Origin of the sequence: Collinsella sp. AM42-18AC (assembly GCF_003467965.1) — a bacterium.
In the GTDB taxonomy this organism is placed as follows: Bacteria; Actinomycetota; Coriobacteriia; order Coriobacteriales; family Coriobacteriaceae; genus Collinsella.
Map to the genome: position 1 here is coordinate 1 of NZ_QSFY01000003.1, position 24,168 is coordinate 24,168.

Annotated in this window: 19 protein-coding genes; 7 read left to right on the plus strand and 12 right to left on the minus strand. The window is 58.9% G+C overall.

The features are described 5' to 3' along the window. Positions 1 to 253: 253 nt before the first annotated feature. The 4 genes from grcA3 to DW913_RS02525 all read right to left on the minus strand — a co-directional run bounded on the left by grcA3 (position 254) and on the right by DW913_RS02525 (position 4,984). On the minus strand, positions 254 to 505 hold the full coding sequence (grcA3, locus tag DW913_RS02510) for an autonomous glycyl radical cofactor GrcA3 (RefSeq protein ID WP_117583521.1): 252 nt from the start codon (positions 503 to 505) through the stop codon (positions 254 to 256). An 85-nt stretch (positions 506 to 590) separates the two neighbouring features. After that, positions 591 to 2,642: a formate C-acetyltransferase gene (gene pflB / locus DW913_RS02515; RefSeq protein WP_117797476.1), complete on the minus strand. Its 2,052-nt coding sequence runs from the start codon at positions 2,640 to 2,642 to the stop codon at positions 591 to 593. A 470-nt stretch (positions 2,643 to 3,112) separates the two neighbouring features. Continuing rightward, the gene (locus DW913_RS02520) at positions 3,113 to 4,126 is read right to left on the minus strand and encodes a 2-keto-3-deoxygluconate permease (protein ID WP_233541973.1); all 1,014 of its coding nucleotides are present in this window, start codon (positions 4,124 to 4,126) and stop codon (positions 3,113 to 3,115) included. 108 nt (positions 4,127 to 4,234) lie between these two features. Continuing rightward, positions 4,235 to 4,984, minus strand: a complete 750-nt coding sequence (locus tag DW913_RS02525; RefSeq protein WP_006234857.1) for an SDR family NAD(P)-dependent oxidoreductase — start codon at positions 4,982 to 4,984, stop codon at positions 4,235 to 4,237. A 288-nt stretch (positions 4,985 to 5,272) separates the two neighbouring features. Here DW913_RS02525 and DW913_RS02530 point away from each other — a divergent pair, with 288 nt between their 5' ends. The 5 genes from DW913_RS02530 (at position 5,273) to DW913_RS02550 (ending at position 12,567) form a co-directional block, all read left to right on the plus strand. Beyond that, positions 5,273 to 5,722: a MarR family winged helix-turn-helix transcriptional regulator gene (locus DW913_RS02530; protein WP_117736111.1), complete on the plus strand. Its 450-nt coding sequence runs from the start codon at positions 5,273 to 5,275 to the stop codon at positions 5,720 to 5,722. Beyond that, positions 5,719 to 8,085 carry an ABC transporter ATP-binding protein gene (locus DW913_RS02535; protein WP_117797478.1) on the plus strand — a complete coding sequence of 789 codons (2,367 nt, stop codon included), beginning with the start codon at positions 5,719 to 5,721 and terminating at the stop codon, positions 8,083 to 8,085. The genes DW913_RS02530 and DW913_RS02535 overlap by 4 nt, the downstream gene beginning before the upstream one ends. Then, entirely contained in the window at positions 8,085 to 9,941 is a 1,857-nt protein-coding gene (locus DW913_RS02540) for an ABC transporter ATP-binding protein (protein ID WP_117797479.1), read from the plus strand. Before DW913_RS02535 ends, DW913_RS02540 begins: the two co-directional genes overlap by 1 nt. A 581-nt stretch (positions 9,942 to 10,522) precedes the next feature. After that, positions 10,523 to 11,554, plus strand: coding sequence for a 3-deoxy-7-phosphoheptulonate synthase (locus tag DW913_RS02545; RefSeq protein ID WP_117797480.1), 1,032 nt, complete (start codon positions 10,523 to 10,525; stop codon positions 11,552 to 11,554). Between the two features lie 362 nt (positions 11,555 to 11,916). Beyond that, positions 11,917 to 12,567 (plus strand): GNAT family N-acetyltransferase, encoded by a 651-nt coding sequence (locus tag DW913_RS02550; RefSeq protein ID WP_117797481.1) that lies wholly within the window; start codon positions 11,917 to 11,919, stop codon positions 12,565 to 12,567. Positions 12,568 to 13,183: 616 nt separating this feature from the next. On the opposite strand, the gene DW913_RS10010 is transcribed toward DW913_RS02550, so the two are convergent. Beyond that, entirely contained in the window at positions 13,184 to 13,354 is a 171-nt protein-coding gene (locus DW913_RS10010) for a hypothetical protein (protein WP_158566175.1), read from the minus strand. Between the two features lie 160 nt (positions 13,355 to 13,514). Next, on the minus strand, positions 13,515 to 14,636 hold the full coding sequence (aguA, locus tag DW913_RS02560) for an agmatine deiminase (RefSeq protein WP_117797483.1): 1,122 nt from the start codon (positions 14,634 to 14,636) through the stop codon (positions 13,515 to 13,517). Positions 14,637 to 14,817: 181 nt separating this feature from the next. Here aguA and DW913_RS10250 point away from each other — a divergent pair, with 181 nt between their 5' ends. After that, a complete protein-coding gene (locus DW913_RS10250; protein ID WP_304999770.1) occupies positions 14,818 to 15,612 on the plus strand; it encodes a helix-turn-helix transcriptional regulator in 795 nt (264 codons plus the stop codon). 376 nt (positions 15,613 to 15,988) lie between these two features. Here DW913_RS10250 and DW913_RS02570 read toward each other — a convergent pair whose 3' ends face one another. The 3 genes from DW913_RS02570 to DW913_RS02580 all read right to left on the minus strand — a co-directional run bounded on the left by DW913_RS02570 (position 15,989) and on the right by DW913_RS02580 (position 20,396). Then, on the minus strand, positions 15,989 to 17,365 hold the full coding sequence (locus DW913_RS02570; RefSeq protein ID WP_117797485.1) for an MATE family efflux transporter: 1,377 nt from the start codon (positions 17,363 to 17,365) through the stop codon (positions 15,989 to 15,991). Positions 17,366 to 17,461: 96 nt separating this feature from the next. Further along, entirely contained in the window at positions 17,462 to 19,090 is a 1,629-nt protein-coding gene (locus DW913_RS02575; protein ID WP_117797486.1) for an amidohydrolase, read from the minus strand. A gap of 313 nt (positions 19,091 to 19,403) precedes the next feature. Next, entirely contained in the window at positions 19,404 to 20,396 is a 993-nt protein-coding gene (locus DW913_RS02580; protein WP_117640167.1) for a helix-turn-helix transcriptional regulator, read from the minus strand. Between the two features lie 128 nt (positions 20,397 to 20,524). Between DW913_RS02580 and DW913_RS02585 the strand changes: the two genes are divergently transcribed. Continuing rightward, a complete protein-coding gene (locus DW913_RS02585) occupies positions 20,525 to 20,716 on the plus strand; it encodes a hypothetical protein (protein ID WP_117797487.1) in 192 nt (63 codons plus the stop codon). 35 nt (positions 20,717 to 20,751) lie between these two features. On the opposite strand, the gene DW913_RS02590 is transcribed toward DW913_RS02585, so the two are convergent. From DW913_RS02590 to DW913_RS02600, 3 genes are all read right to left on the minus strand, one after another. Next, positions 20,752 to 22,161 carry an APC family permease gene (locus DW913_RS02590; protein WP_117797488.1) on the minus strand — a complete coding sequence of 470 codons (1,410 nt, stop codon included), beginning with the start codon at positions 22,159 to 22,161 and terminating at the stop codon, positions 20,752 to 20,754. After that, a complete protein-coding gene (locus DW913_RS02595; protein ID WP_117797489.1) occupies positions 22,151 to 22,333 on the minus strand; it encodes a hypothetical protein in 183 nt (60 codons plus the stop codon). Before DW913_RS02595 ends, DW913_RS02590 begins: the two co-directional genes overlap by 11 nt. Before the next feature lie 366 nt (positions 22,334 to 22,699). Beyond that, positions 22,700 to 23,905: an agmatine deiminase family protein gene (locus tag DW913_RS02600; protein WP_117797490.1), complete on the minus strand. Its 1,206-nt coding sequence runs from the start codon at positions 23,903 to 23,905 to the stop codon at positions 22,700 to 22,702. Positions 23,906 to 24,168 lie beyond the last annotated feature (263 nt).

The following is a 24,168-nucleotide window of genomic DNA, read 5'->3' on the forward strand; positions in this document are numbered from 1 at the left end:
AAAACACCTTGCCAAATAGGAGCGTCAGGACGCAAGAAGCCCTCGCCGCACGAACTGCGCAGCGAGGGCTTCTTGCATGTCCGAGGACACCAATTTTGATTTAGCGTAGTTCCCTAAAGGGCGACAACGCAGGAGACCCGGCAAGGCCGGGAGCACTTTGCCTCGCAAACATTCCGCAGCCGCGAAGCGGCGAGGACGTTTGAGAGGCAAAGTGCGTAGGCCTTACCGGGTCTCCGGTGGGAGTTGAGTCCCTTTAGAACTTGTCGTGGAAGGTACGCGAAATGACCTCGTCCTGCTGCTCCTTGGTGAGCGTGTGGAAGTTCACGGCGTAGCCGGAAACGCGAATGGTCAGCTGCGGGTACTTCTCGGGGTGAGCCTGAGCGTCGAGCAGCGTCTCACGGTTGAAGACGTTGATGTTCAGGTGGTGGCCACCCTTCTCGGCGTAAGCGTCGAGCATGTGGACCAAGTTATCGGCCTGAGTCTCGGAAACTTCAGAAACCTTCATAATGTGTCTCCTTCGATTAATAGGCGCCGGCCGAAACCGGCACGCTAATCAGTAATCGTTATTGTTAGTATAGCACTAACAATAGTTACTCGCCCAGCTGATCAAGGTCGATATCGCCAAAGAACACCTGGTCCTCCTTGCCGAGCGCACTCGGGATGATGGAGAAGGTGTTGGAGATGCCGTCCTGAGCATCGCGGAACGGGAGCTTGGAAACCGAAGACAGCGAAGCGATGGCGCCGTGGCTATCGCGCTTGTGCATGGGGTTAGCACCCGGGGCGAACGGCTGGCCAGCCTTGCGGCCGTCGGGCGTGGAGCCGGTCTTCTTACCGTACACGACGTTGGAGGTAATGGTCAGAACCGAGGTCGTGGGCACGGAGTTGCGGTAGGTGTCGTTCATGCGGATGTACTCCATGAACTGGTGCACAACGTCGTGAGCGATCTGGTCGACGCGGTCGTCGTCGTTGCCGTACTTGGGGAACTCGCCCTCGGTCTCGAAGTCGACGATGATGCCGTTCTCGTCACGGACGGGGTGGACCTTGGCGTACTTGATGGCGGACAGGGAGTCAGCCACGACGGAAAGGCCAGCGATACCCGTAGCGAACCAGCGGTGCACGTGCTTGTCATGCAGAGCCATCTGGATGCGCTCGTAGCAGTACTTGTCGTGCATGTAGTGAATGATGTTCAGCGAGTTGACGTACACGCCAGCGAGCCACTTCATCATATCGTTGTACTTGGCCACAACGTCGTCGTAATCGAGCGTATCGCCCTCGACGGCGCGATACTTGGGGCCGACCTGCTTCTTGGAGACCTCGTCAACACCGCCGTTGAGTGCGTACAGCAGGCACTTGGCCAGGTTGGCGCGGGCGCCGAAGAACTGCATCTCCTTGCCAATGCGCATGGAGGACACGCAGCAGGCGATGCCGTAGTCGTCGCCGTGGTAAACGCGCATGAGGTCGTCGTTCTCGTACTGGATCGAGGAGCTGGCGACAGAAGTCTTGGCGCAGAACTTCTTGAAGTTCTCGGGCAGACGGGTCGACCACAGAACGGTCATGTTGGGCTCGGGGCTGGTGCCCATGTTCTCGAGCGTGTGCAGGTAGCGGTAGCTCATCTTGGTAACGAGCGTACGGCCGTCAACACCCATGCCGCCGATGGACTCGGTGACCCACTGCGGATCGCCGGTAAACAGGGCCTGGTACTCGGGGGTACGGGCAAACTTGACCATGCGGAGCTTCATGATGAAGTGATCCACGAACTCCTGGATCTGCTCCTCGGTGAAGGTACCGTTGGCAAGGTCGCGCTCAGCGTAGATGTCGATGAACGTAGAGGTACGACCGATGGACATAGCGGCGCCGTTCTGCTCCTTGACGGAAGCGAGGTAGGCGAAGTACATCCACTGGATGGCCTCCTGCGTGTTGGTAGCAGGGTTGGAAATGTCGAAACCATAGGTCTCGGCCATCATCTTGAGCTCGCCGAGGGCGCGGATCTGCTCCTGCAGCTCCTCGCGATCGCGGATGTTGTCGGCGGTCATAACCGTCGGGGTGGAAGCCTTCTGGGCCTCCTTGTCCTTGATCAGGTAGTCGACGCCGTACAGGGCAACACGACGGTAGTCGCCGATGATGCGGCCGCGGCCATAGCCATCGGGCAGACCGGTGATGATGTGAGCCGAGCGGCAAGCACGCATCTCGGGGGTGTAAACATCGAAGACGCCGGCGTTGTGGGTCTTGCGCTCGAAGGTGTAGCGCTCGACAACGTTCTCGTCGACCTTATAGCCGTGCTGGCTGGCAGCCTGGCAAGCGATGCGGATACCACCGTTGACGTGCAGAGCGCGCTTGAGCGGCTTGTCGGTCTGGAGGCCGACGATGGTCTCCTTCTCGCGGTGGGCGTTATCGATGTAGCCAGCGGGGTGGCTCACGATACCCGTGACGGTCTTGGTGTCCATATCGAGGACACCGCCCTGCTCACGCTCCTTAAGCAGCAGGTCGAGAACCTCGCCCCACAGCTCCTTGGTACGCTCGGTCGGGCCGGCGAGGAACGACTCGTCGCCCTCGTAGGGGGTGTAGTTCTTCTGGATGAAGTCTCGGACGTCAACCTCTCCCGTCCAGATGCCTTCCTTGAAGCCTTCCCATGCCTCCTGCATTGTGTAACCACGCTCCTAGTTACGTGTAATGCGGCGCTCTCTCACACCGCTGCTTATTGAATTCTTGAATTATCGGCTTGCACTACCGGCTTCTTCCGTTCTTCACCACACGTTGGTGCAGAGAAAAACGTTTGTCCACCTTGGAACTGCAACCCAAAACCCAAGATTTCACCCGTTTGAGAAGGATAACATAGCCACCCCCTTCATCAGGGCTGTTATATGTTTCTTTTTTTATACCATTAGGGCGTTTTTAACAAATCCGCAGGAAATGCGAGCGCGAACAACTACCGTTCACCGATTTCTTTGGTATTTTTCCTTGCCTTTGTACGACGTTCACTCTAGCTGTTATGTCAGCTTTATCAGGGTAAAGTACCCCAGAGACCCTTCAGAAACTGAAGGGCGGCCACGGGATTTCCCCCGGGGCCGCCCTATGGCGTGGCTAGTTATTTAGCTTTGATTGCCGTTTGGCATTAGGCGACTGAGGCGGCCTTGTCGGTTGCTGCCTTGCCGTTGCCCTGGCCCTCAAAATGCTTGTAGCACCAACTGGTGACCAGCGGGGTCAAAATAGCCGTCACGATTGCGCAGGCAGCAACCTGTGCCGTAGCCGTCGCGAGCACAGCGCCACCGTACATGGCCCCGTTGACGCTTGCCATGGCAGCAGGCGTGGCCACATTGGCTCCGGCGCAGCTCGAAATGGCCGCACCTGCGACACCCGTGCCGCCCGTGAGCTTATCGACCGCGATGACGGGAATTGCAAAGACCACCGAGCAGATCACGCCGAGCAGAATACCGGGAAGACCGCCATTAATGAGCTGGCCAAAGGTCATGGTCGAGCCCATGGCAAAGAAGACGAGCACGATGACGGCGGAAAGTGCCGGCGCCATCATCTTCTTAAAGCTGGGGAAGAGGTTGCCCAGAATAATGCCGACGACGATCGGCAGGATGGCACCCACGAGCGACCAGCCAATCGGAGCCTGGCCGGCAGCGCCGAGCACGATCATCGTGACCGGAGGGCCGACAACGAGCGTGGTGATTGCGACAGCGCCGCGCTCGGCCTCATTGCCCATGGTGCCCATCAGACCAGCGTACATAGCGTTGTTGGCGCCGGTGCAAGCCGCCAGCATCACCATGGCAGAGATGCCAAACAGGTTGTCGTTGAACACATAAAGGATGAGCAGCGACACGGCAACGACCACGATTTGCTTGACGGCGATGATGATGGCACCGCGGGCAGCGGCGGCAGGGGCGCTCTTAAACGAAATCGTCGTACCGACGATAAGCAAAAAAGCGCCCACGAGCGGGCCTGCACCCTGCTGGGTCATGCCAAGCGTAAAGCTGCCGAGCGTTTTGAATAGGTCGGGGAATAGCGTGTTGAGCAGGCAGCCCAGCAAAAGCGGCACCAAAATATTGGCACCCGGGATGGAGGACATCTTAAAGAACGGCTCCTTTGCCGCCGGCGCCTCCACCGCAGTCGATTCACTCATATATATCTCCTTTGGATGCATGCGAATCGTAGCCGCACGCGCCTATGTCAGAAAGAAGGCGACGGTCCCGAGTCGCAGGAGCCGTCGCCGAATAATCGTCGTGGGGTATTACCCGTCCAGGACGATGCCGCCGTCGCAGTCGCCGATCTCGCCGTTCACGAAGCTGGCGAGGTCGGAAGCGAAGAACAGCACCATCTGCGCAGGCTCGCTGGCCTGGGCGGCGCGGCCCAGGGGGATACCGTTGATGATGCGCTGAGAGTTCTCGTCAGAGAGAATCGAGGTCATATCGGTAAGGGTGAGCGACGGGCATACAGCGTTGCAGCGGACGCCGAACTTGCCGCCCTCCTTGGCGACTGCCTTGGTTAGACCGTTAACACCGGCCTTGGAGCTGGCGTAGGCAGCGGTGCCGAGCAGGCCACCACCGATCTTGCCAGCAACAGAGCTCACGTTGACGATAGTGCCGGCATGGGCCGCCTTAAAGTGCGGGTACACGGCGTTCATCATAGTGAAGGTACCGTTGAGGTTGATGTCGATGGTGCGACGCCACTCGGTGTCATCGATCTCGTCGAACTTCTTGGTGCTGATGACGCCAGCGCAGTTGATCAGGATATTGGTTTGCGGCAGGTCCGTAAAAATCTGCTCGACGGTCTCGCGCGCCTTGGGTGCATCGGCGACATCGAGCTGATAGAACTTGTTGCCCTCGCCAAGCTCGGCCACCGCGGCCTCGCCCTTAGCAGCGTTCCTTGCGATGAGCGCGACATGTCCGCCGCCCGCGACGATGCCCTTGGCGATCTCGAGGCCAATGCCCTGAGTGCCGCCGGTAACGATCGCGGTTTTGCCCGTGAAGTCAAATGCCATGACTCCAACCCCCTTGATTCAGGTGTCTCCTTGCGGGAAGTTGGAGCATCGCACGTGGCGATAAATGAGTCCCAGTCGTCATGGTGGTGACAACCCCTCGCCTAACCGCGTGCATAATAGTTCTTTGAAACGCTTCAGCAATTGAATGATTTTAAGTCTTTATGCGCTCTTTATATTGCCTAGCGGCCAAGTAATTTTTTGGGACATGTCCCAAAATCTACCGCATAGGGTACGCGTGCAAGGGTATCATCTTTCACCGAAAATAGTTTCTAGTGTTAGGGGTTTTCGGTGGAAGATACCGATTTCCATGAGCTTGGGCGTCAGCTCTTAACTGAGTTTGGCAGCATGCATCAGCGCATTTCGCGCTTTGCGGACAAAGCTCTCGGCGGCGAGATGGCTGTCATGCGCGCTCTCATGCTCGCCGGCGGTTCGCTCACGCCGAGCGAACTCGCTGATCGCGCCTGGGTCTCGAGCGCCCGCATCGCTAACATCCTGCGCGCCCTCGAAACCAAGGGCTGGGTCGAGCGCGAGCACTCAAAGACCGACCGTCGTCGCGTACACGTCACGGTGACCGACAAAGGCCGACAAGATCTCGAAATCAAACGTCGGGAATTCGAGAAACGCACCGCGGCCTTCCTCGAGCAGCTCGGCGAAACAGATACCCAAGAGATGGTGCGCCTCCTAAGGCGTGCCAACGAAATTATCGATCGCAATCAAGAAAGGAGAGATGCCGAGTGAGGATTCTCAAGCTCTTTAAAAAGCATATCCTGGCGCTACTCACGGCTATCGTGCTTATCGTAATCAGCTGCAATGCCGACCTGGCGCTACCTACCTATATGAGCGACATCGTCGACGTGGGTGTGCAGCAAGGCGGCATCGCCTCACCCGTGCCCGACACCATTCGCGCCGAATCGCTCGACGACCTTGAGCTCTTTATGAGCGCCAAGGATGCCAAAGCGGTAGAGGCCGTGTTTAGCAAGGCAGACAACAACGGCATTCGGACGTACAAGGGCACCGAGGAAGAGCGCACCGATGGCGGCAAGATTGCTGACATTATGAGCCTGCCCGAGACCGTCGTCCTTTCGCTCAACCAGGGCATCGACGCTGGCTCCATGGGCGACATGATGGGCACGTCCAACGAACAAGACAACAGCACCGCCCAGGCCATGCCCTCCCCCGAGCAGATGGCGGCGATGACGCCCGAGCAGCTCGCCGAGATGCAGCAGAAGGCCGCAGCGGCGCAGAACATGCAAAAGCAAATTGATGCCGACGGCGGCAAGATCACCATGAAGAGCCTGCGTCTGGGCATCGAGGGCGGTCTGGTAGACCAAAGCAAGCTCGTCGAGGGTGCCAACGAAATGGCAGACAAAATGGGCTCTATGTCGGGCTCCATCGTCACTCAGCGCGCCGTGAACTATGTGCAGGACGAGTACAAGGCGCAGGGCATCGACCCCGCCGACGTGCAGAACGCCTACCTGGGCCGCATGGCGACCACGATGTTTGGCCTGTGCCTGGTGTCGCTCGTTGCCACCATCCTGACCGGCGCCGTGGCTTCGCGCACCGCCTGCTCCATCGCCCGCGACCTGCGCCGCGAGACCTTCAACAAAGTTATGCACTTCTCGCCGGCCGAGGTGGGCAAGTTTAGCCAGGCCTCGCTCATCACCCGCTGCACCAACGACATTCAGCAGATCCAGATGGCCGCAACCCTATTTATCCGCATGTGCCTGATGGCCCCCGTCATGGGCATCGTCGCCGTCATGCGCGTCCTGGCCAACCACACCGGCCTTGAGTGGACCATCGCCGTGGCCATCATCGCGGTCTCGGCCGTCGTCGGCGTGCTCATGGGCCTCACCATGCCAAAGTTCAAAAAGATGCAGAGCTTTGTGGACCGCGTGAACCTTACCGCCCGCGAGCTGCTCGACGGTCTTATGCCCATCCGCTCGTTTAACCGCGAGGAGCATGAGCTCGAGCGCTTTGACAAGGCCTCGCTCGATCTGATGACCACGCAGCTCTACACCAACCGAGCCATGAGCTTTATGATGCCGCTCATGATGCTCGTCATGAACTGCATCACCGTGCTTATCGTCTGGTTTGGCGCGCAGGGCGTCTCGGACGGCGTGATGCAGGTCGGCAACATGATGGCGTTTATCTCCTACACCATGCAGATCGTCATGGCGTTTATGATCCTCACCATGGTTTCGGTCATTCTGCCCCGCGCCGAGGTCGCCGCCGAGCGCGTGGAAGAGGTCATCACCTGCCCCACGAGCATCAACGACCCTGCCTCGCCCAAACTGCCCGCAGCCAGCGCGCCGCGCGGCGAGCTCACCTTCCGCGACGTGAGCTTCCAGTATCCCGATGCCCGTGCCGACGTCATTAGCGGCGTAAACTTCACCACGCACGCCGGCCAGATGCTCGGCATCATTGGCTCCACGGGCTCGGGCAAGTCCACGCTCGTGCAGCTGATTCCGCGCCTGTACGACGTCACGGGTGGCAGTATTTCGCTCGACGGCATCGACGTGCGTGACATGACCCTTTCCGAGCTGCGCCGACGCATTGGTTACATCCCGCAGCAGGGTCGCCTGTTCTCGGGCACCGTCGAGAGCAACCTCAAGTTTGCCGGCGACATGGTAAGCGACGAGGACATGCACCAGGCTGCGCGCATCGCACAGGCCGAGGACTTTATCGCCGAGCGCGAGGGCGGCTACGACTCCCCCATCAGCCAGGGCGGCTCCAATGTTTCGGGCGGTCAGCGTCAGCGCCTGGCCATCGCCCGCGCGTTGGCCAAAAAGCCCGAGGTCGTGGTGTTCGATGACTCGTTTAGCGCCCTCGACTACAAGACCGACGCGCGCCTGCGCGAGGAGCTGGCCAAAAACGTTACCGACGCCGCACTCGTGGTCGTGGCCCAGCGCATCGCGACCATCATGCACGCCGACCAGATTATCGTGCTCGACGACGGTCACGTGGTGGGCACCGGTACGCACGAGGAGCTGCTGCACAGCTGCCCAGCGTACCTGGAGATCGCACAGTCGCAGCTTTCCGCCGAGGAGCTGGGGCTTACCCAAGAAGAAATTGCAGCCGTTATGGAAGGAGGCGAGCACTAATGGCGGACGAGACCAAAACTCAGATTCCCAAACCCACCCGCCGGCGCGGTCCCATGGGCCGCATGGGTGGCATGGGCCGCGGCGAAAAGGCCAAGGACTTTAAGGGCACCATGAGGCAGCTACTCGGCTATATCGGTCAGCACAAGATTGCCGTGTTTGCCGCCGTCGCCTTTGCCGTGTGCTCGGTCATCTTTAACATTGTGGGACCCAAGGTGCTCGGCCAGGTTACGACCAAACTGTTCGAAGGCCTGGTCTCCAAGGTCAATGGTACCGGCGATGTCGACTTTGCCTGGATCGCCAAGACGCTCGGCTTTTTGCTCTGCCTGTACCTGGCAAGCTCTGCCTGCAGTCTGATCCAGGGCTGGCTCATGACCGGCGTCACGCAAAAGATCTGCTACCGCATGCGCAAGGAGATCGCCGCCAAGATTGCCGTCGTGCCGATGAGCTACTTTAACGGTCACAGCAAGGGCGACGTACTCAGCCGCATCACCAACGATGTCGACACGCTGGGTCAGTCGCTCAACCAGAGCGTGACGCAGCTTATTACGTCCGTCACGCAGATTATCGGCGTGCTCGTCATGATGCTGTCGATCAGCCTGCCGCTCACCGGCGTCACCGTGCTCACGCTGCCGGCAGCCGCGATTATCCTGACCGTAATGATCCACTTCTCGCAGCCGTACTTCCGCGAGCAACAGCAAGTCCTGGGCACCGTCAACGGCATCATCGAGGAAGACTTTGCCGGCCAGAACGTCATTCAGGTGTTCGACCGCGCCGAGGCCTCGATCGAGGAGTTCGACAAGGAGAACGACCGTCTCTTTATTAGCGGCTGGCGCTCGCAGTTCCTGTCGGGCCTGATGATGCCGCTTATGAGCTTGGTGGGCAACATGGGCTACGTGGGCGTCGTCGTGGTGGGTGCGCAGCTCGCGCTGACCGGCAATGCCACGCCTGGCGATATTCAGAGCTTTATCCAGTACGTTCGCAACTTTACGCAACCCGTGCAGCAGCTGGGCAACGTAAGCAACACGATGCAGTCGATGGCCGCTGCCACCGAGCGCGTCTTTGAGTTCCTGGCCGCGCCCGAGGAGGAGCAGAAGGCCGACGCGCAGATTCCCGAGAAGCGCCCCGGCCACGTGGAGTTTGACCATGTGAAGTTTGGCTACACGCCCGACAAGACCATCATCCACGACTTTAGCTGCGAGGCGCAGCCCGGCCAGACCATCGCCATCGTCGGTCCCACCGGCGCCGGCAAGACCACGCTCATTAAGCTGCTGCAGCGCTTTTACGACGTGGACGGCGGTTCGCTGCGCGTCGAGGGCGTCGACGTGCGCGACTGGGACCGCGCGGCGCTGCGCGGCGAGTTTGCCATGGTGCTGCAGGACACCTGGCTGTTTAACGGCACCATCCGCGAGAACATCCGCTACGGACGCCCCGATGCGACCGACGCCGAGGTCGAGGCCGCCGCACGCGCCGCACGCTGCGACCACTTTATCCATACGCTCGCCGGTGGCTACGACTTTATGATCAACGAGGAGGGCACTAACCTGTCGCAGGGTCAGCGCCAGCTCGTGACCATCGCCCGCGCCATTTTGGCCGACCGTCCGGCGCTGATTCTGGACGAGGCGACCTCCAACGTCGATACCCGCACCGAGGAGCTCATCCAGCGCGCCATGGATGCGCTGATGCAGGGCCGCACGAGCTTTGTCATCGCGCACCGCCTGTCCACGATCCGCAACGCTGACGTCATCCTGGTCATCCGCGACGGCGACATCGTCGAAAAGGGCACGCACGACGAGCTGCTCGCCCAGGGCGGCTTCTACGCCGACCTGTATAACTCGCAGTTCGACGAGGCGGCGTAGAATCGGCCGCAGGGAGCGGATGACGCCCGAGAACGGGGGCGCAGGACAACCTGCGCCCCCCTTTTTTGTTCTGCGGCCCCTCAAACCGCCTCCCCTGGGACCTGATTGACAGCTCCTCCCAGGCTCTGTGTGCAAAAAATGGCAATTATGAGTACTGTTACCTTTTTAGCAACAGCCACAACAGTCCCAAATGCCGTTTTCACGGCTTACACGCGTCCCTAAATTGATCAAACAGCCCTATAGCGGACTTATATGTGTTTGTATTAATGAACATATTTTGCTGTTATGTCTATTATTTTGCGAAGACAATATGCTACTAAGATGGCAACCGTACTCATATTTGGCATTTTTTGCCCACGGAGTGTTTCCTGGGGAACCGGCAACAGCCTTAGGGTTCCGCGTGGCGCAGCTCCCTCCCGGCATCCGCCGACGTTTGCCCAGATAAAACCTGCCAAAATAAACCTGTCCCTATTTGTTAGGTTTCGGGGTGACAAGGACTTGCACTTTAGCGTGCGACAGCGGATAATGCCGAGCATTCGACAATACGCTTATTGCTCTTTCTATAGATTGAGGAGGCCCCTATGGCCATGGAATTCAAACGCAAGTTGCCGATCCCCATGGAGATCCGCGAGGAAATGCCGCTTTCTGCCGAGCTTACCGCCAAAAAGCAGGCATTTGACGCCGAGGTCGCCAAAGTCTTTACCGGCGAGGACGCACGCAAGGTGCTCATCATCGGCCCGTGCTCTGCCGACCGCGAGGACTCGGTACTTGAATACATGAACCGACTGGCCAAGACCGCCGAGGAGGTCAAGGACAAGCTCATCATCATTCCGCGCGTCTACACCAATAAGCCGCGTACCAAGGGCACCGGCTACAAGGGCCTTCTGCACAACCCCAACCCCGAGGCTCCCGACGACCTGCTCGAAGGCGTCAAGGCCATCCGCCATATGCACCTGCGCGTTATTAAGGAAACGGGCTTCTTCACCGCCGACGAGATGCTCTATCCGTCCAATTACCAGTACCTCGTTGACCTGCTGAGCTATGTTGCCGTGGGTGCACGCTCGGTCGAGAACCAGGAGCATCGCCTGGTGTCGAGCGGCATTTCGGTACCCGTGGGTATGAAGAACCCCACCGCCGGCTCCACCACCGTTATGCTCAACTCCATTTACGCCGCGCAGGCGCACCAGAGCTTCATCTTCCGCAACTGGGAGGTCGAGTGCGACGGCAATCCGCTCGCGCACGCCGTTATGCGTGGCTACATCGGTCTCGACGGTCGTACCTACCCCAACTACCACTACGAGCACCTGGAGCGCCTGGCCGAACGCTACACCGAGCACGCCGGCTATGCCAATCCGGCAGCGGTCATCGACTGCAACCACGACAACTCGGGTAAGCGCCCGCTTGAGCAGTATCGCATTTGCAAGGAGGTGCTCGACAGCTGCCGCCGCAACGAGTCCATCTCCAAGCTGGTCAAGGGCTTTATGATCGAGTCCTACCTGGAGGACGGCAACCAGCCGGTCGACGGCGGCGTCTTTGGCAAGTCGATCACCGATCCGTGCCTGGGCTGGGAAAAGACCGACTACCTCATCCACGAGATCGCGGAACGGATTTAGAGTTACGGCGTTTTACCAAACGCTGTAACCGGCCGACGCTGCGCGGGCCGCACCTGTACAATCTGACGTTCAACCTCAAGGGCGCGACCAGAAGGTCAGCGCCCTTTCGTTTCACGTCACCTTGCCTCAAATGCGACCCGCTCGCTGTCTGTCCTCTACCTGCGGCGTTGTCTTGCTCCGGGGTAGTCGTTGGGGACGCTCTTGTTTGACTAGTCGTTTAGGAACGTCCCCAATGACTATCCTCGTGACCCCTCTTCCTCCGTCCCCGAGGGATCGAGGCTCGTCTGCCGAATGGTTGCTGCAGCGGCGGTGCGCCCATGTCACACTCAGAGGTGGCCTGACCCAACTTGGAAGGAGCCTCCATGAGCCTTGACAACGTAACTCTGCGCGCCGCCACGCTTGATGACCTGACCGGCATCGCCGCCATCTACAACCAGCTGTGGTGCAACACGCTGCGCAACCGCGGCGACGTCGAAGCTGCCGATTTCTGCGCGCGCTTTAACATCGCCATGCAGCTGCAGCGCTCCCCCATCGCGCTCGTCGCCGAGGCAGAGGGCCGCATTATCGCCGCCTGCTGCATCGGCATCTTCGAGGACGGCAAGCCTCGTACCAATCCCACGTGGGTACCCTGCTACGACGAGATGTTCGCCCAGGCAACCGAGATGGCCAAAACCGCCGACGCCAAGCTCGAGGGATCGCTCTTTGGCGATAGCCGCGAGAAGGCAACAGCCGACCGCTTCGCCGCCACGGGCAACGAGTATGCCCAGGGCCAGCTCAACCTGATCATCATTGTGCCCGAGTGGCAGGGCAAGGGGCTCGGCCGCGCGCTCATCGACTTTGCGCGCGCAGAGCTCGCCCGGGCAGGCTGCACCAAGTTCTTCCTGATGAGCGACTGCAACTCTGACTGGCAGTTCTACGAGCACCTCAACATGAAGCGCATCTTGGAAGATCACAGCCAAGACACCGGCGACGGTTTTATCGTCTACATGTACGGAGGCGACACGCAGGACTAACCCGCGTGCCGCCTCATGGGCTTTCTCTAAAACAGCCCAGACCAATCAGCCAAGACGAGCTAACAGGGCGCGCTCTCCTCGACAATAGGGACATTCACCCCGCGAAGCATGATATAGATGACCGCGCGGGCGCTCAACCGCCTCGGATGGATGCAGGTCGAGCAGGCGCGCCCATGTGCACGCATCAAGGCGCTCTTGTGCTTTACCAAAGAGCGACCGGCGGAAAGCCTCGCCCATAAGGTTGCCAAAATCATCGAGCTCAAGAGCGTACTTTGGGACAACATATCCAATCATCGTCCCCACTAATGGGCTACGCCCATTGCGCACGCAGCTGTTGAGCGACGGAGCGGGCGGAATGTCGTCGTCATCCGGGTCAAAAATGTCCAGGTCCAGTTCGCCAGAACTGTACGGATGTATTCCGCGGTTGAGCATCTTGAAGATATGGACCGCGAGTCCAAAGTCATCCGTCTGAGGTGTAAACACCGGGGGCTTTCGCAGACGCCGCCAGGCTCTCGAAATCGCTGATGCCGGCTATCTCCATGAGCTAAAGCACTCGGAGGCAATATAGCCGGGAGCGGCGCATGCAGTCCTATGTGTCACATCCGAAAGCGTAAAGCTATACGAGCGCCTTGATCGTATCCATACCCGCACGCGCCGAAACCTCGCAGCCCTTCTGCCCGTTGAGCACGCACTCGAGCAGTTTATCGTATGCGCGCTGGGCTTCGGGGGCCAGGTGCGCCCCGTTAAACATGCCCTCGGGTCGCACGCTTCCCTTCGAATCGATCATACAAGCCCCCAATCCGTTTGGTTTCCCCAGATTGTGAGCCCGCACACCCAAGCCGCACGGCCCGCCGTTCAGGTGAAACTACCACACGAAAAGTCCGCCGACCGTTGAAGTCGGCGGACTTTCGTGTGCGGACAATCAAGCCCTGTTCACCATGGAACTGCTATTTACAGCGCGCCTTGGGCTGCTGCTGGGTGATACAGTGGATGTTGCCGCCGCCGTAGATGACCTCGCGGGTCATAATGCCGATAACTTCGCGGTCTGGGTAGGCGGCCTGGATGTCCTTGAGCGCCTGTGCATCGTTGGGGTCGCCGAACTGCGGCACGAGCACCGCGCCGTTAATGGGCAGGAAGTTGAGGTAACTGGGCTCAAAGGCGTCCTCGGGCGTACGCGGCAGCACGCCCTCGACGGGATCGATTGTAGAAGCCTCCTCCTCGGTCATGTATACCGAGGTCGCCGGCATAATTACCTTGTGCACTTTGAGCTTGCGGCCCTTGGCGTCGGTTGCCTCGGAAAGAGTCTTGTAGGCCTCCTGGCACTCCTTGTAGAACTTGTGGTTGGGATCGTCGGTCCACATGCAGCAAACCTCGCCAGGCGCGCTAAAGCACGCAACGTCGTCCACATGACCGTTCGTCTCAAACGGGTCGATGCCGTCCTTGATCCAAATAACCTTCTCGATGCCCAGGTACTCGCTGAGTTTTGCCTCGATCTGCTCCTTGGTGTACTGCGGATTGCGGTCCTCGTTGAGCAGGCACATCTCAGTGGTCACCACGGTGCCCTGGCCGTCGCAGTTAAACGAGCCCCCCTCGAGGATGTAGTCCTCCGGACGATAACGGTTGACCTGCTCGAGCTGTGCCACCTGTAGGCCGATGCTCGCATCCTTGTCCCAGGGGAAGTACAGACCGTCAATGAAGCCGCCATACGCGTTGAAGTGGAAATGCGATAGCGCCACATCGCCCTTGTCATTAACGATGAACGCCGGACCGGGGTCGCGAATCCAGGAGTCGTTGTACTCCATGTGGATTACGCGCACGTTCTCCACGCCGTCAAAGATCTCGCACACCGCGGGGAAATCCTCAGCGTTGACGCCCACCGTAATGGGCTGGAAGCGTGCGACCGTTTTAATGATCTCGGTAAAGACCTTCTGAGCGGGCTTGGCACCGCAGCGCCACACGTCGGAGCGATGCGGCCAGAGAATCCAGGTGCGCTCCTGCTCCTCGTACTCTCCGGGCATATAGAAACCGTCTTTTTTGGGCGTTGATTCGCTCTCGTAAATGGTCTTCATGTTGGCTCCTCACTTTGGGTCGAACCTGTTTGATGACACCCCCATTGTGCTGCGGCGACAACGGCGTCTCAATGGGCCTTGGGTACCCATTCGGCAGCCAAAAGTCGACCGTTCACTGACCTAAAGTTCTAGTGGACCGGCACGCATGCCATACTGGCTAGATGGCACGAAAGGACTCCCCATGACACATGCGAACAACGCAGATAACCAGAACGTTGAGCTCTTTGCTCAAGATTGGGCCGCTCTCAACGAATGCGCACTGTGGACACATGAGCAGGGGTCGCTCAGTGCACTGCAGGAAGGCCTACTCAAACGCATCGCAGACGTGATTGTGCACCGTGTCTCGATGTTCGATATCGCCCAGACGGGGGCTCACGGACAAACGCAATTTGTTCGCCCCGTCGCATACGGAATGTCCGCACAGGCGCTTGATGATTATTACGAACGCTACGCCGCGTATGACTACACCATTTGGAGCTTTGACACGCGGGTGGTCGATGTATATCGCGATCTGGACCTGGTGGATGTCGAGCGCCGCAATGGCACGCCCATCTACCTGGAATGGATGCAGCCCCTGGGAATTTATTATGGCTGCACGGCCACACTGGCGCACAAGGCCACGCCGCTCGGCTCGATTACGCTGTTCCGCGCCGAGCAAGACGGCGACTTTACCGATTCGGAGCTCGAGATCCTCCACCAGATTGCCCGGCACCTGAGCTTGCATCTGCATCAGCTGCTCCCACACGGGTATGCCGAGGGCGCAGATGAAAGCCCCGCCAGCGTGCTTGCCATCAAGGCCGCTCTGCTCCCCCGCGAAGCCGAGGTCCTCAAGTTCATACTCACCGGCAAGACCAACCACGAGATAGCTGTTGAGCTCTATATCTCCGAGTCGACCGTCAAAAAGCACGTCAACGCCATCTACCGCAAACTCGGCGTCAAAAACCGCATGGGTCTCATGGCGCTGCTGCAGCCGTAGTGCACTCCCCCTCGGGACAGCATGGATCCACTTTGGTTTACAAACGGCGGATGAGCCAGTTGTAAATGACTTGGCCGATAACAGATGATGTTGACCAACTGTTATCGGCCAAGCGGATATCAACATGCAGCCTTTGTTTGCAGAAAAACCTGAGACCCTAAAGGGATGAAATCTAATAAAAGGTCCTCGGTAATTACCATAATCTTGTAGTAGTGTTTTCCACAATCTTATAGTAGCCCAGTTCAGAAGCGTTATTTATAGAACCGATATCTCGGACCCTAAATAACAATAACCACCACAATGGGAACTGTCCCCATTGTGGTGGCTTGCAGGCGAGTTGACTTATTCGACTATCGCGCGCCGGCCGTGTCCGAGTCTAGAGCGTGGCAAGTCGCTTGGATTCGCGGACGGCGAGGGCGATGGAGATAAGACCAGTGATGGCGTCAGCCGCCACCAAGGCAAACCAGACACCCTGAACGCCCATCATGTTGCCAAGCAGGTACATAAGCGGCACGGAGCAGATCACGTAGCGGAGCAGACCGGTGAACGTGGCGATACCCACCTTCTCAACCGCCTGGAAGTACATCGACATGGTCATGGCAAGATAGCCCAGAGCCACGGCCAGGATAACGATGCGCGTGGCGTTGGCGGCAACCTCGACGAGCGCCGGGTCGCTACCAGCAAAAAAGGCGCAGACCGGCGTTGCGGCCACCCATAGCACAGCAGACACCGCAGCAAGCGTCACGACCTGGTACTTAAGCGTGCAGGAGAGTGTTTCCTTGAGGCGCGCCCACGCCTTGCCGCCGGCGTTGAAGGCGGCAATGGGCTGCAGGCCGTACGAGAAGCACTGGGCGACCATCATGGTAATGTAGAGGATGTAGCCGTTGATCACACCAAAGGCCGCGATGTAGAGCGAACCCATGTCGCCGCCGAGCTGGCCAAGCAACGAGTTGGCAACGGTGTTGAAGATGAACGTGGCAGCTTGCACCAAAAAGAACGGGAAACCAATCTTGATGATCTGGCCGCAGATGGCCATGTCGAGTTTGAGGTCGGCGGCGCTGATCTGGAGCTGCGACTTCTTACCGCCGATGAACCAGAAGATACCGATGGCCCAGATACCGATGGAAAGACCGTAGTACACGCCAGCTCCCATAACGCCAAGCTTGAGCACAAACGTGGAAAGCGCAAGCCAGCAGATAGCGACGATGGCAGACACGGTCATGAGGTTGGCCTGGATCTGAACCTTCTCGTCCACACGCATGACGGCGGTGACCATCTGACCAATGACCGTGAGCGGTAGCAGCACGGAGAAGGTGCGCACGCCGGCAACGGTATCGGCCATGATGTCGGGCGTGGCGCCGAAGAATGCGCAGATGGGCTCGGTAAACACAGCCATCACCACAGCAAGCAGCACACTCACAATCGTGGTAAGCCAAAAACCCTGGCTAAACGCCTTGCTGGCGCCCTTAATGTCGCCGGCACCCAAAAGGTTGCCCACCACGGCGGGCACGCCGGTGCCAAACAGGTTGCCAAAGGCCAGGTTAATGTACTCGACCGACATGATGATCGAGACACAGGCCAGGCCGTGTGCGCCCAGGCCCCAACCCATCACGAGGCCCTCAAGGACCACCATGATAATCTGGGCGAGCATACCCTGGCCGGTGATGATGGTGTACTTGCGCACCAGGCCGGGAATCGGCTGCGAGGCAAGCTCACGCTCCTCCTCAACAGCGGCGGTTGCTTCTTCTGCCATTGTTCTCCCCTTTCCATGAGAGATTGATGAATGGATGAATGAATGGATGGGCGGCACGCACGGGCTGTGGCACCGCCCGGCGATGCAGCAGCCCCGCTAGGCCTCGTAGACCACCTTGCCGGCAATCATCGTGAGAGACGCCGTGGCCTCGAGGACCTCAGCCGGTTCGCAGTCAAAGAGGTTGCGGTCGAGCACACAGATATCAGCCTGTTTGCCGCATGCGAGCGTACCGATGCGATCCTCGGCATGCATGGCGTAGGCGCTGCCGTAGGTGTAGGCGCGCAAGGCCTCGGCCATGGTGATGCGCTCCTGCGGGAACCACCCTTCTGGGTTGGAACCGTCCTCGAGCATGCGGAAGGCTGCGCCGTACACCTCCTCCATGGGCTCCAAGCCCACAACGGGGAAGTCGCTGCCCAAGTGCACCACGGCACCGCTGGCAAGCAGGCTGTGCAGGGGCCACGAAAGCGCTGCACGCTCGGGGCCCACGGCATCGTCCTTGGCAAGGTCAGCCATATCGAGCAGCATGTGCCACGGTTGCATGCCGGGGCATATACCAAGCTCTGCGTAGCGCGGCAGATCCTCGGGCTGAACCGTCTCGTTGTGCTCCATGGAGTGGCGGCAACCCCGCTTACCATGCAAGCGCTCGCCCTCCTCAAAGCAATCGAGCACAAAACGCACCGAGCGATCGCCGATCGTATGGACGCGCGTGTCAACGCCCCATTCCTGCGCCCTGACAATGGCGGCACGGATGCGCTCTGGATCCTCCGCGGGCTCACCGCAGGTATCGGGCGCGTTGGAATAGGGTTCAAGCATCCAAGCGGTGTGGTCGGAGCACACGCCATCAAGAAACCGCTTAAAGCCGTGCCACTCGACCTGCGTGCCAGGGAAGTTGTACTTGGCCTTGATTTGATCGAGCGTCATGCTCTCGTTCTCAAACAGATCGGTGTACAAAAAGACGCGCAGCGGCAATTCGTCCTTGGCATTAAGATCCGCAAGCACTGCATACGGGTTTTCCATGCTCACAAACGTAGGATTGACCATGCCGACAGTGGTGATGCCAAAGCTGTTAGCGCGCTTTGCCGTCTTGGTAAACGAAGCTTCCGCAACGTCCATCGCGGGGTCGTAGACCTCATCCATAAAGAAGGAGCCGGCATTGTTGGAAAACACGCCCGTCAGGTTGCCGTCGGCATCCTTAAGGATCTTGCCGCCTGCGGGATCGGGCGTCTGCGAAGTCACTCCCACCTTGTTGATGGCACAGGTATTGGCGCTAAAGGTATGCAGGTCAACCTGCTGCAGGAAGACCGGGCGGTCGGAGATGTATTCATCGATCATCGCGGCCGTGGGCATCTCGGGGATATCCCACTGGAACTGAATGATTTGGCAGCCCAGAATCCACTCATTATCGGGATGGGCGTTCGCAAACGCTACAACACGCTCCATCGCCATCTCAAAACTGGTGCAATCGATAAGGTTGACGGCAAAATCGGGGTCGGTCATAAACGCACCCTGAGCAAAATGCGTGTGCGAGTCAATCAGGCCAGGCATAACGAGCTGGTCGCCAAAGTCGCGCACCTCAGTATCGGGGCCGATAAACGGCGCCAAGTGGGCATCGTCACCGCAGGCAACGATCTTATCGCCACGCACGGCAACGCCGCCCTTAAACGGTTCGATCCCATCGCCGGTAAAAACGGCATTGCTCTTGATTACTACATCAGCCTTCTCCATGTGAGCCTCCTCAGACGTTTTAGGATGTAACGCGGGTACACCGCCCGCGCTGGCTTTCGGTCGGGAGCAAAGCACTCCCGCATCGGCGCGTGCCTGTAAGCCGTACTCAGATGTCTGTCTCACGTCCGCGGCTTCGCGCTATATCCATTGATACACAGGGGCAAACCCATGCCAAGGTCAGGGGCCGCAAACGGTCAGTTTAAGCCGGTTTACACTTTTTACCTGCGGGTTTATTGTCTGAGATTAATGCCGCTTCATTACGCCCAACGGCGCCCGCCTTATCGGCAAGGCTCGCATTCAAGGAAAAATAGGGCTAGGAACGCCAAAAGGCATCTATGAGGTCATCTCGGTTGGAGACACCGCTTTTAACGTAGATGCGATGCAAGTGCGCCTTGACAGTGCCAGGGCTGATGACCAACTCGCTGGCGATGTTTTGGGCGTCGTTGCCCTTCAGCACCAGCGTGAGCACCTCCTGCTCGCGCCGCGACAGCTTATGGGCATCGGCATAGATCACAACGCGTGATGCTAGATCGTCCCCAGAGCGTGCGCTCTCGGCCGCCACGTCCTCATCGGCACGCGGATGACGGGCATACACGCGCAGGATATGGCTAAACTGGCAAAAGAGTTGGACCGCGCATACCACGAGCAGCACGTTTTCGGAGATATTGCGCTCGGACAGATACCACAAAAAGAGGCTGATGACGGGGTTTTGAGAGTCGGGGCGGCAGAGCAAAATCATGTAGGTGTCCTCGGCGATTACGCAAAACGCAAGAACGAGTGCCACCTTCCAAAAGAGCTTTGAGCGGTCGAGGTCGAGTTTCTCAACACGCGTGGCCCTGTGCCGGTAATGCCAGGCGGCATAGGCAAGACATCCTACATTGCCCAGGTCACGCGTGAGCCAAAAGAGATACTGCTGCACCTCTCCGGCAGCACCGCTGCGAGGCACCAGCACCAATTGCAAGATTGAAAACGGCACGATAGCAAGTCCGAGCATGCGCGACGTCGGTCTTTTGCGCAAGCGCGCAAACATCCACAGTACCACGCAGGCATAGATGGCAATACCGAGCACGCAGCGCAGCAAGGGGTGCTGCAACGGCTCGCTAAAGGTAACAGCGTATTCGTATTTGAGCCGATTGTACTCGTCAAAAAAAATGACCGACATATCGAGCATGTAGAGCAAAAAGCCCGCCGCGGCCACCAGGCTGTCGCGACGGCGCGTCATGAGCCAAACCACCAATGCCACGGCACTGGTCACCAGAGCCACACCCATGATAATCGTGGTGTAGATATAGAACGCGAAACTCATGCCCGCCTCCCCTGTCTAGATGCCGTGAGGATGTTGACAGATTCTTTGCCGCAAGATTAGACTCACCGATTAAACGTACTGTATCGTTTAGATAAACAAGCTGTGTCTCACCGATGAAAGGAGATGCCATGGCGCCTATCGCACCGCTCAAAATACTCGTTGCCCCTGCCGCCAAGGCCATCGTCCACCTGTGCGACTCACTTACCTACAATGACGTCCCCTGTGTCGTCGAAGAGCGTTCGGACAGCTGCCCCTATCTGGGCCACGTCCCCTTCTTTGCGCCCAAGCTCGTTTCCGATTCTGAGCGCCACAAGCAGTAATCCAACATACAGCAGACACCGCGCAGGTCGCGGCGTTACCGCTTTGGCGCAACGTAACCTGACCCCCTTGCACCAACGCCGGGATTATCGACACTGCGGCCGCGACGCGATATGAGGCGCGAGACCTCGCCCAGCAACACGCCGATCACCACACCCATGAGGATCGGCAACTTTGACATCTCGGCGGGCGAGCTGTTAAGCGGCACGATTGTCGCAACAATCGAAAGCACGAGTTCTACCACCGGCACCGCAAGCGTTACCGCAAGCACCTTGCCCTCGAAGGGCGCGCGAAACACACGCGGGCGGTCGTCGTATTTACGCAGGCGCCAAAACGCCGGGAACATCGGGATATAGCTCATGAGCAGAAAGACGACGTTCATCGAGAAGAAGACCCAAAAGACGTCGGAACCCTCACCCAGCGGAATCTGGAGCAGCAGCACCAGGCTGGCGAAACAGCCGTTAATGAGCGCCGAGCCGTTGGGCATGCCGGTCTTTTTGGACACCAACGCAAAGGGACGCGGCATGTTGCCATGGCGCGCGGCATAGCTCGCTACGTTGTTAACGCCAAAGCTCCAGCAGATCATATTGGCGGACAGCGTCACCAAAAAGGCCACGCCCACGACCATCGTCAGCGGGTGGGTGCGCCCCACCATAGCGGCGACTGCGTCCACAATGCCCGAATCGAGTGAAAGCTGCTCGGTGGGAACCGCGGCTCCAATGCCGATGCCGCAAATGATGTAAATTGCCGCAATGGCAACGCCACCGGCAATAACCGCCTTGGGGATATCGCGCGAGGGGTTCTTCATCGTGCTGGCAAAGGTCGCGACCACCTCAAAGCCCATAAAGTTGAACAGGATAATCGATAGGTACGTCAACGAATTGGTGTCGCCCAGATCTGGAATGAAGGTCTTAAACGACATGTCGTTGGCAAAGCCGTTATTGCAGGCAAACCAAATACCGACGATTCCCACCACAGCGGTAATGAGCACCTTGATGACGGCGCCGCCGTCCATAACCCAATCGGCCTCCGCCACCGGCTGCATTGCCATGACCGTGACGCCCCACACAAAGGCAATCTCGATGGCAATTCGGATCCCGAGTGAAAACTCGATACCCCACACCGCATTAATGACACTGGGGAACATGCAGGCGATACTTGCCACCCACAGCGGAAAGTTAACCCAGTAGCACCAAGAGCAACGGGCGCCCCAACGGTCGCCCAGGCCCAAGCGAACCCAATCGTACAGGCCGCCCTCGGAATCAAACGCCGTACCCAGCTCGGCCACCACCAGACCATAGGGAAGCAAAAACGTAATGATAAGGAAGATCCACCAGAAGAACTGCACGTTGCCCATGGCAGATGCCGGAGCCGACGCCTCGATGGTAAACACGACGCAGATAACCGAAAGGATAACCTCGATCAGGGAGAACTTTTTACCTGCCATGGCGCGCTCCCCCTGCAGCAAAAAGGATGGCATCTGTACCGAAGGCGCAGCCCAAGGTAGGGTTGCAGGCCGCGTCACCGGTACAGGTGCCATCCCAAAGAAAGGAGAGGATGCAGATGTTGGACCAACGCTCGCGGAACAGGCGCGTGTAGATGACGATACGCTGGTACATAGATACTCCGATCAAAACGGCCGCGTTCGCGACCGGGAACTTTCGGCAATTGAAGACGCGTCTGACCTGGGAAATTCAAGCGAACAATTGGCCTAACCCGCAAAAAATCCCAGGCCAGACGCGTATTCAATCAAAGAAAAAGGCACTCCGATGTGGAGGCAACGGAGTGCCCAAAGAAAACCCAACCGACCAAGACATCAAGCAGCAGCCCATCAATGCCCCGAGATGGGATGACACGCCACCTGTCCGATTGATCGGCTGGATTTCCGAGGTGCGGCAGATTGCCCTGAAAGAGGAGGGCATTGACCTTAAGGGTCATGCCCGACGATTGGAGGGCAAGGTGCCGCGCCTCGGGAAGACAGACAGTTACGCCGAGGGCTCCTGCTGCGTAATGCAGTGGATATTGCCGCCGCCGAAGACGACCTGCTCGGACTGAACGCCGACGCACTTGTAGACACCCTCGCCCCAGACCTCGTCATAGATCTTCTGGAGCGTGTCGACGGCCAGCTGGTCGTTCTCGTCGCCGTACTGCGGGACGATAACGCCGTGGTTGGTGACCAGGTAGTTCATGTAGGAAGCGATCAGCGGCTCGTCGGGAACGCGCGGCTCGGCGTTCTCGTCGGCGTCGATGGTGTCGCAGGAAGCCTGGTCCATGAACAGCGGGTTCACGGGCATGCAGAGCTTGTAGACCTTCATCTTGCGGCCCTTGGCGTCAACGGCGTTGGAGAGGGTCTCGTAGGCAGCGTGGCACTGCTCGTAGAACGGATACTCGGGATCGTCGGTCCAGATGCAGGCCATGACGCCCGGGGCGATGAACGTGGCGACGTCATCGATGTGGCCGTTGGTCTCCTCGGGGTCGATGCCCTCCTTGACCCAGATGACCTTCTCGACACCCAGGTAATCCTTGAGGTGCTCGTCCATGTAGGCGCGAAGCTCCTCGCTCCAGGGCTCAAACTTCTTGTGGTACTTGGGCCAGATGGACTCGGGATCCTCTTCCTCCTCCAGAACCGCAGAGCAGGTGCGGCCCGGGGAAAGCAGGCACTGGTCAGTCACGACAAGGGTGCCCTCGCCGTCGACGGTGATGGAGCCGCCCTCGAGGATCATGTCATCGGGACGATAGCGACGGCAGCCGGAGAGCTCAGCCATCTTAAGGGCGATCTGCTCGTCCTTGTCCCACGGGAAATAGAGGCCGTCGACGAGACCGCCGTAGGCGTTGAAATGCCAGTGGTTGGCGCGCTTCTCGCCCTTGCCGTTGATGACGTAGGTGGCGGCGGTGTCGCGGAACCAAGCGTCGTCGGTGGTCATCTCGATAACAGTAACGTTCTCGTCGTCCTCGAAGACGGCCTTGCAGTTGGCGTAGTCGGCCTGGTTGGCGCACATGGTGACCGGGGTGAACTCGGCGATGGCGCGAGCGATGGCGGCATACTGCTTCTGAGCCGGCTTGGCGCCGTGGGCCCAGGTGTCGGTGCGGTGGGGCCAACCCATCCACACGCGATCCTGCGGGGCGAACTCAGCAGGCATAAAGAAGCCGTCGGCCTTGGGGGTGGACTCGGACTCGGTGATCGTACGCATAAGATTTCCTCCAAATCGAACGATCGCTTGCCGCGGGCGGGTTACCCGCGGCCTAAAACCAAGAGATAGTGGGCGCCCGTCCCCCGGCAAAGGTCGGGGCGCCCGGTGCCAGTTTTCACGGAGTCGCACCGGCAAGCGACGACGTAGCCAAGTGCGCGGAGACAAACGCACGAAGGATACGAAAGAGAGATTGGAGCGGGCGGTGGTTACCGGAGCTATCGCTCGCACCCGCCCCAAGGAATGGTTAGCAAATTTGTCGCTTT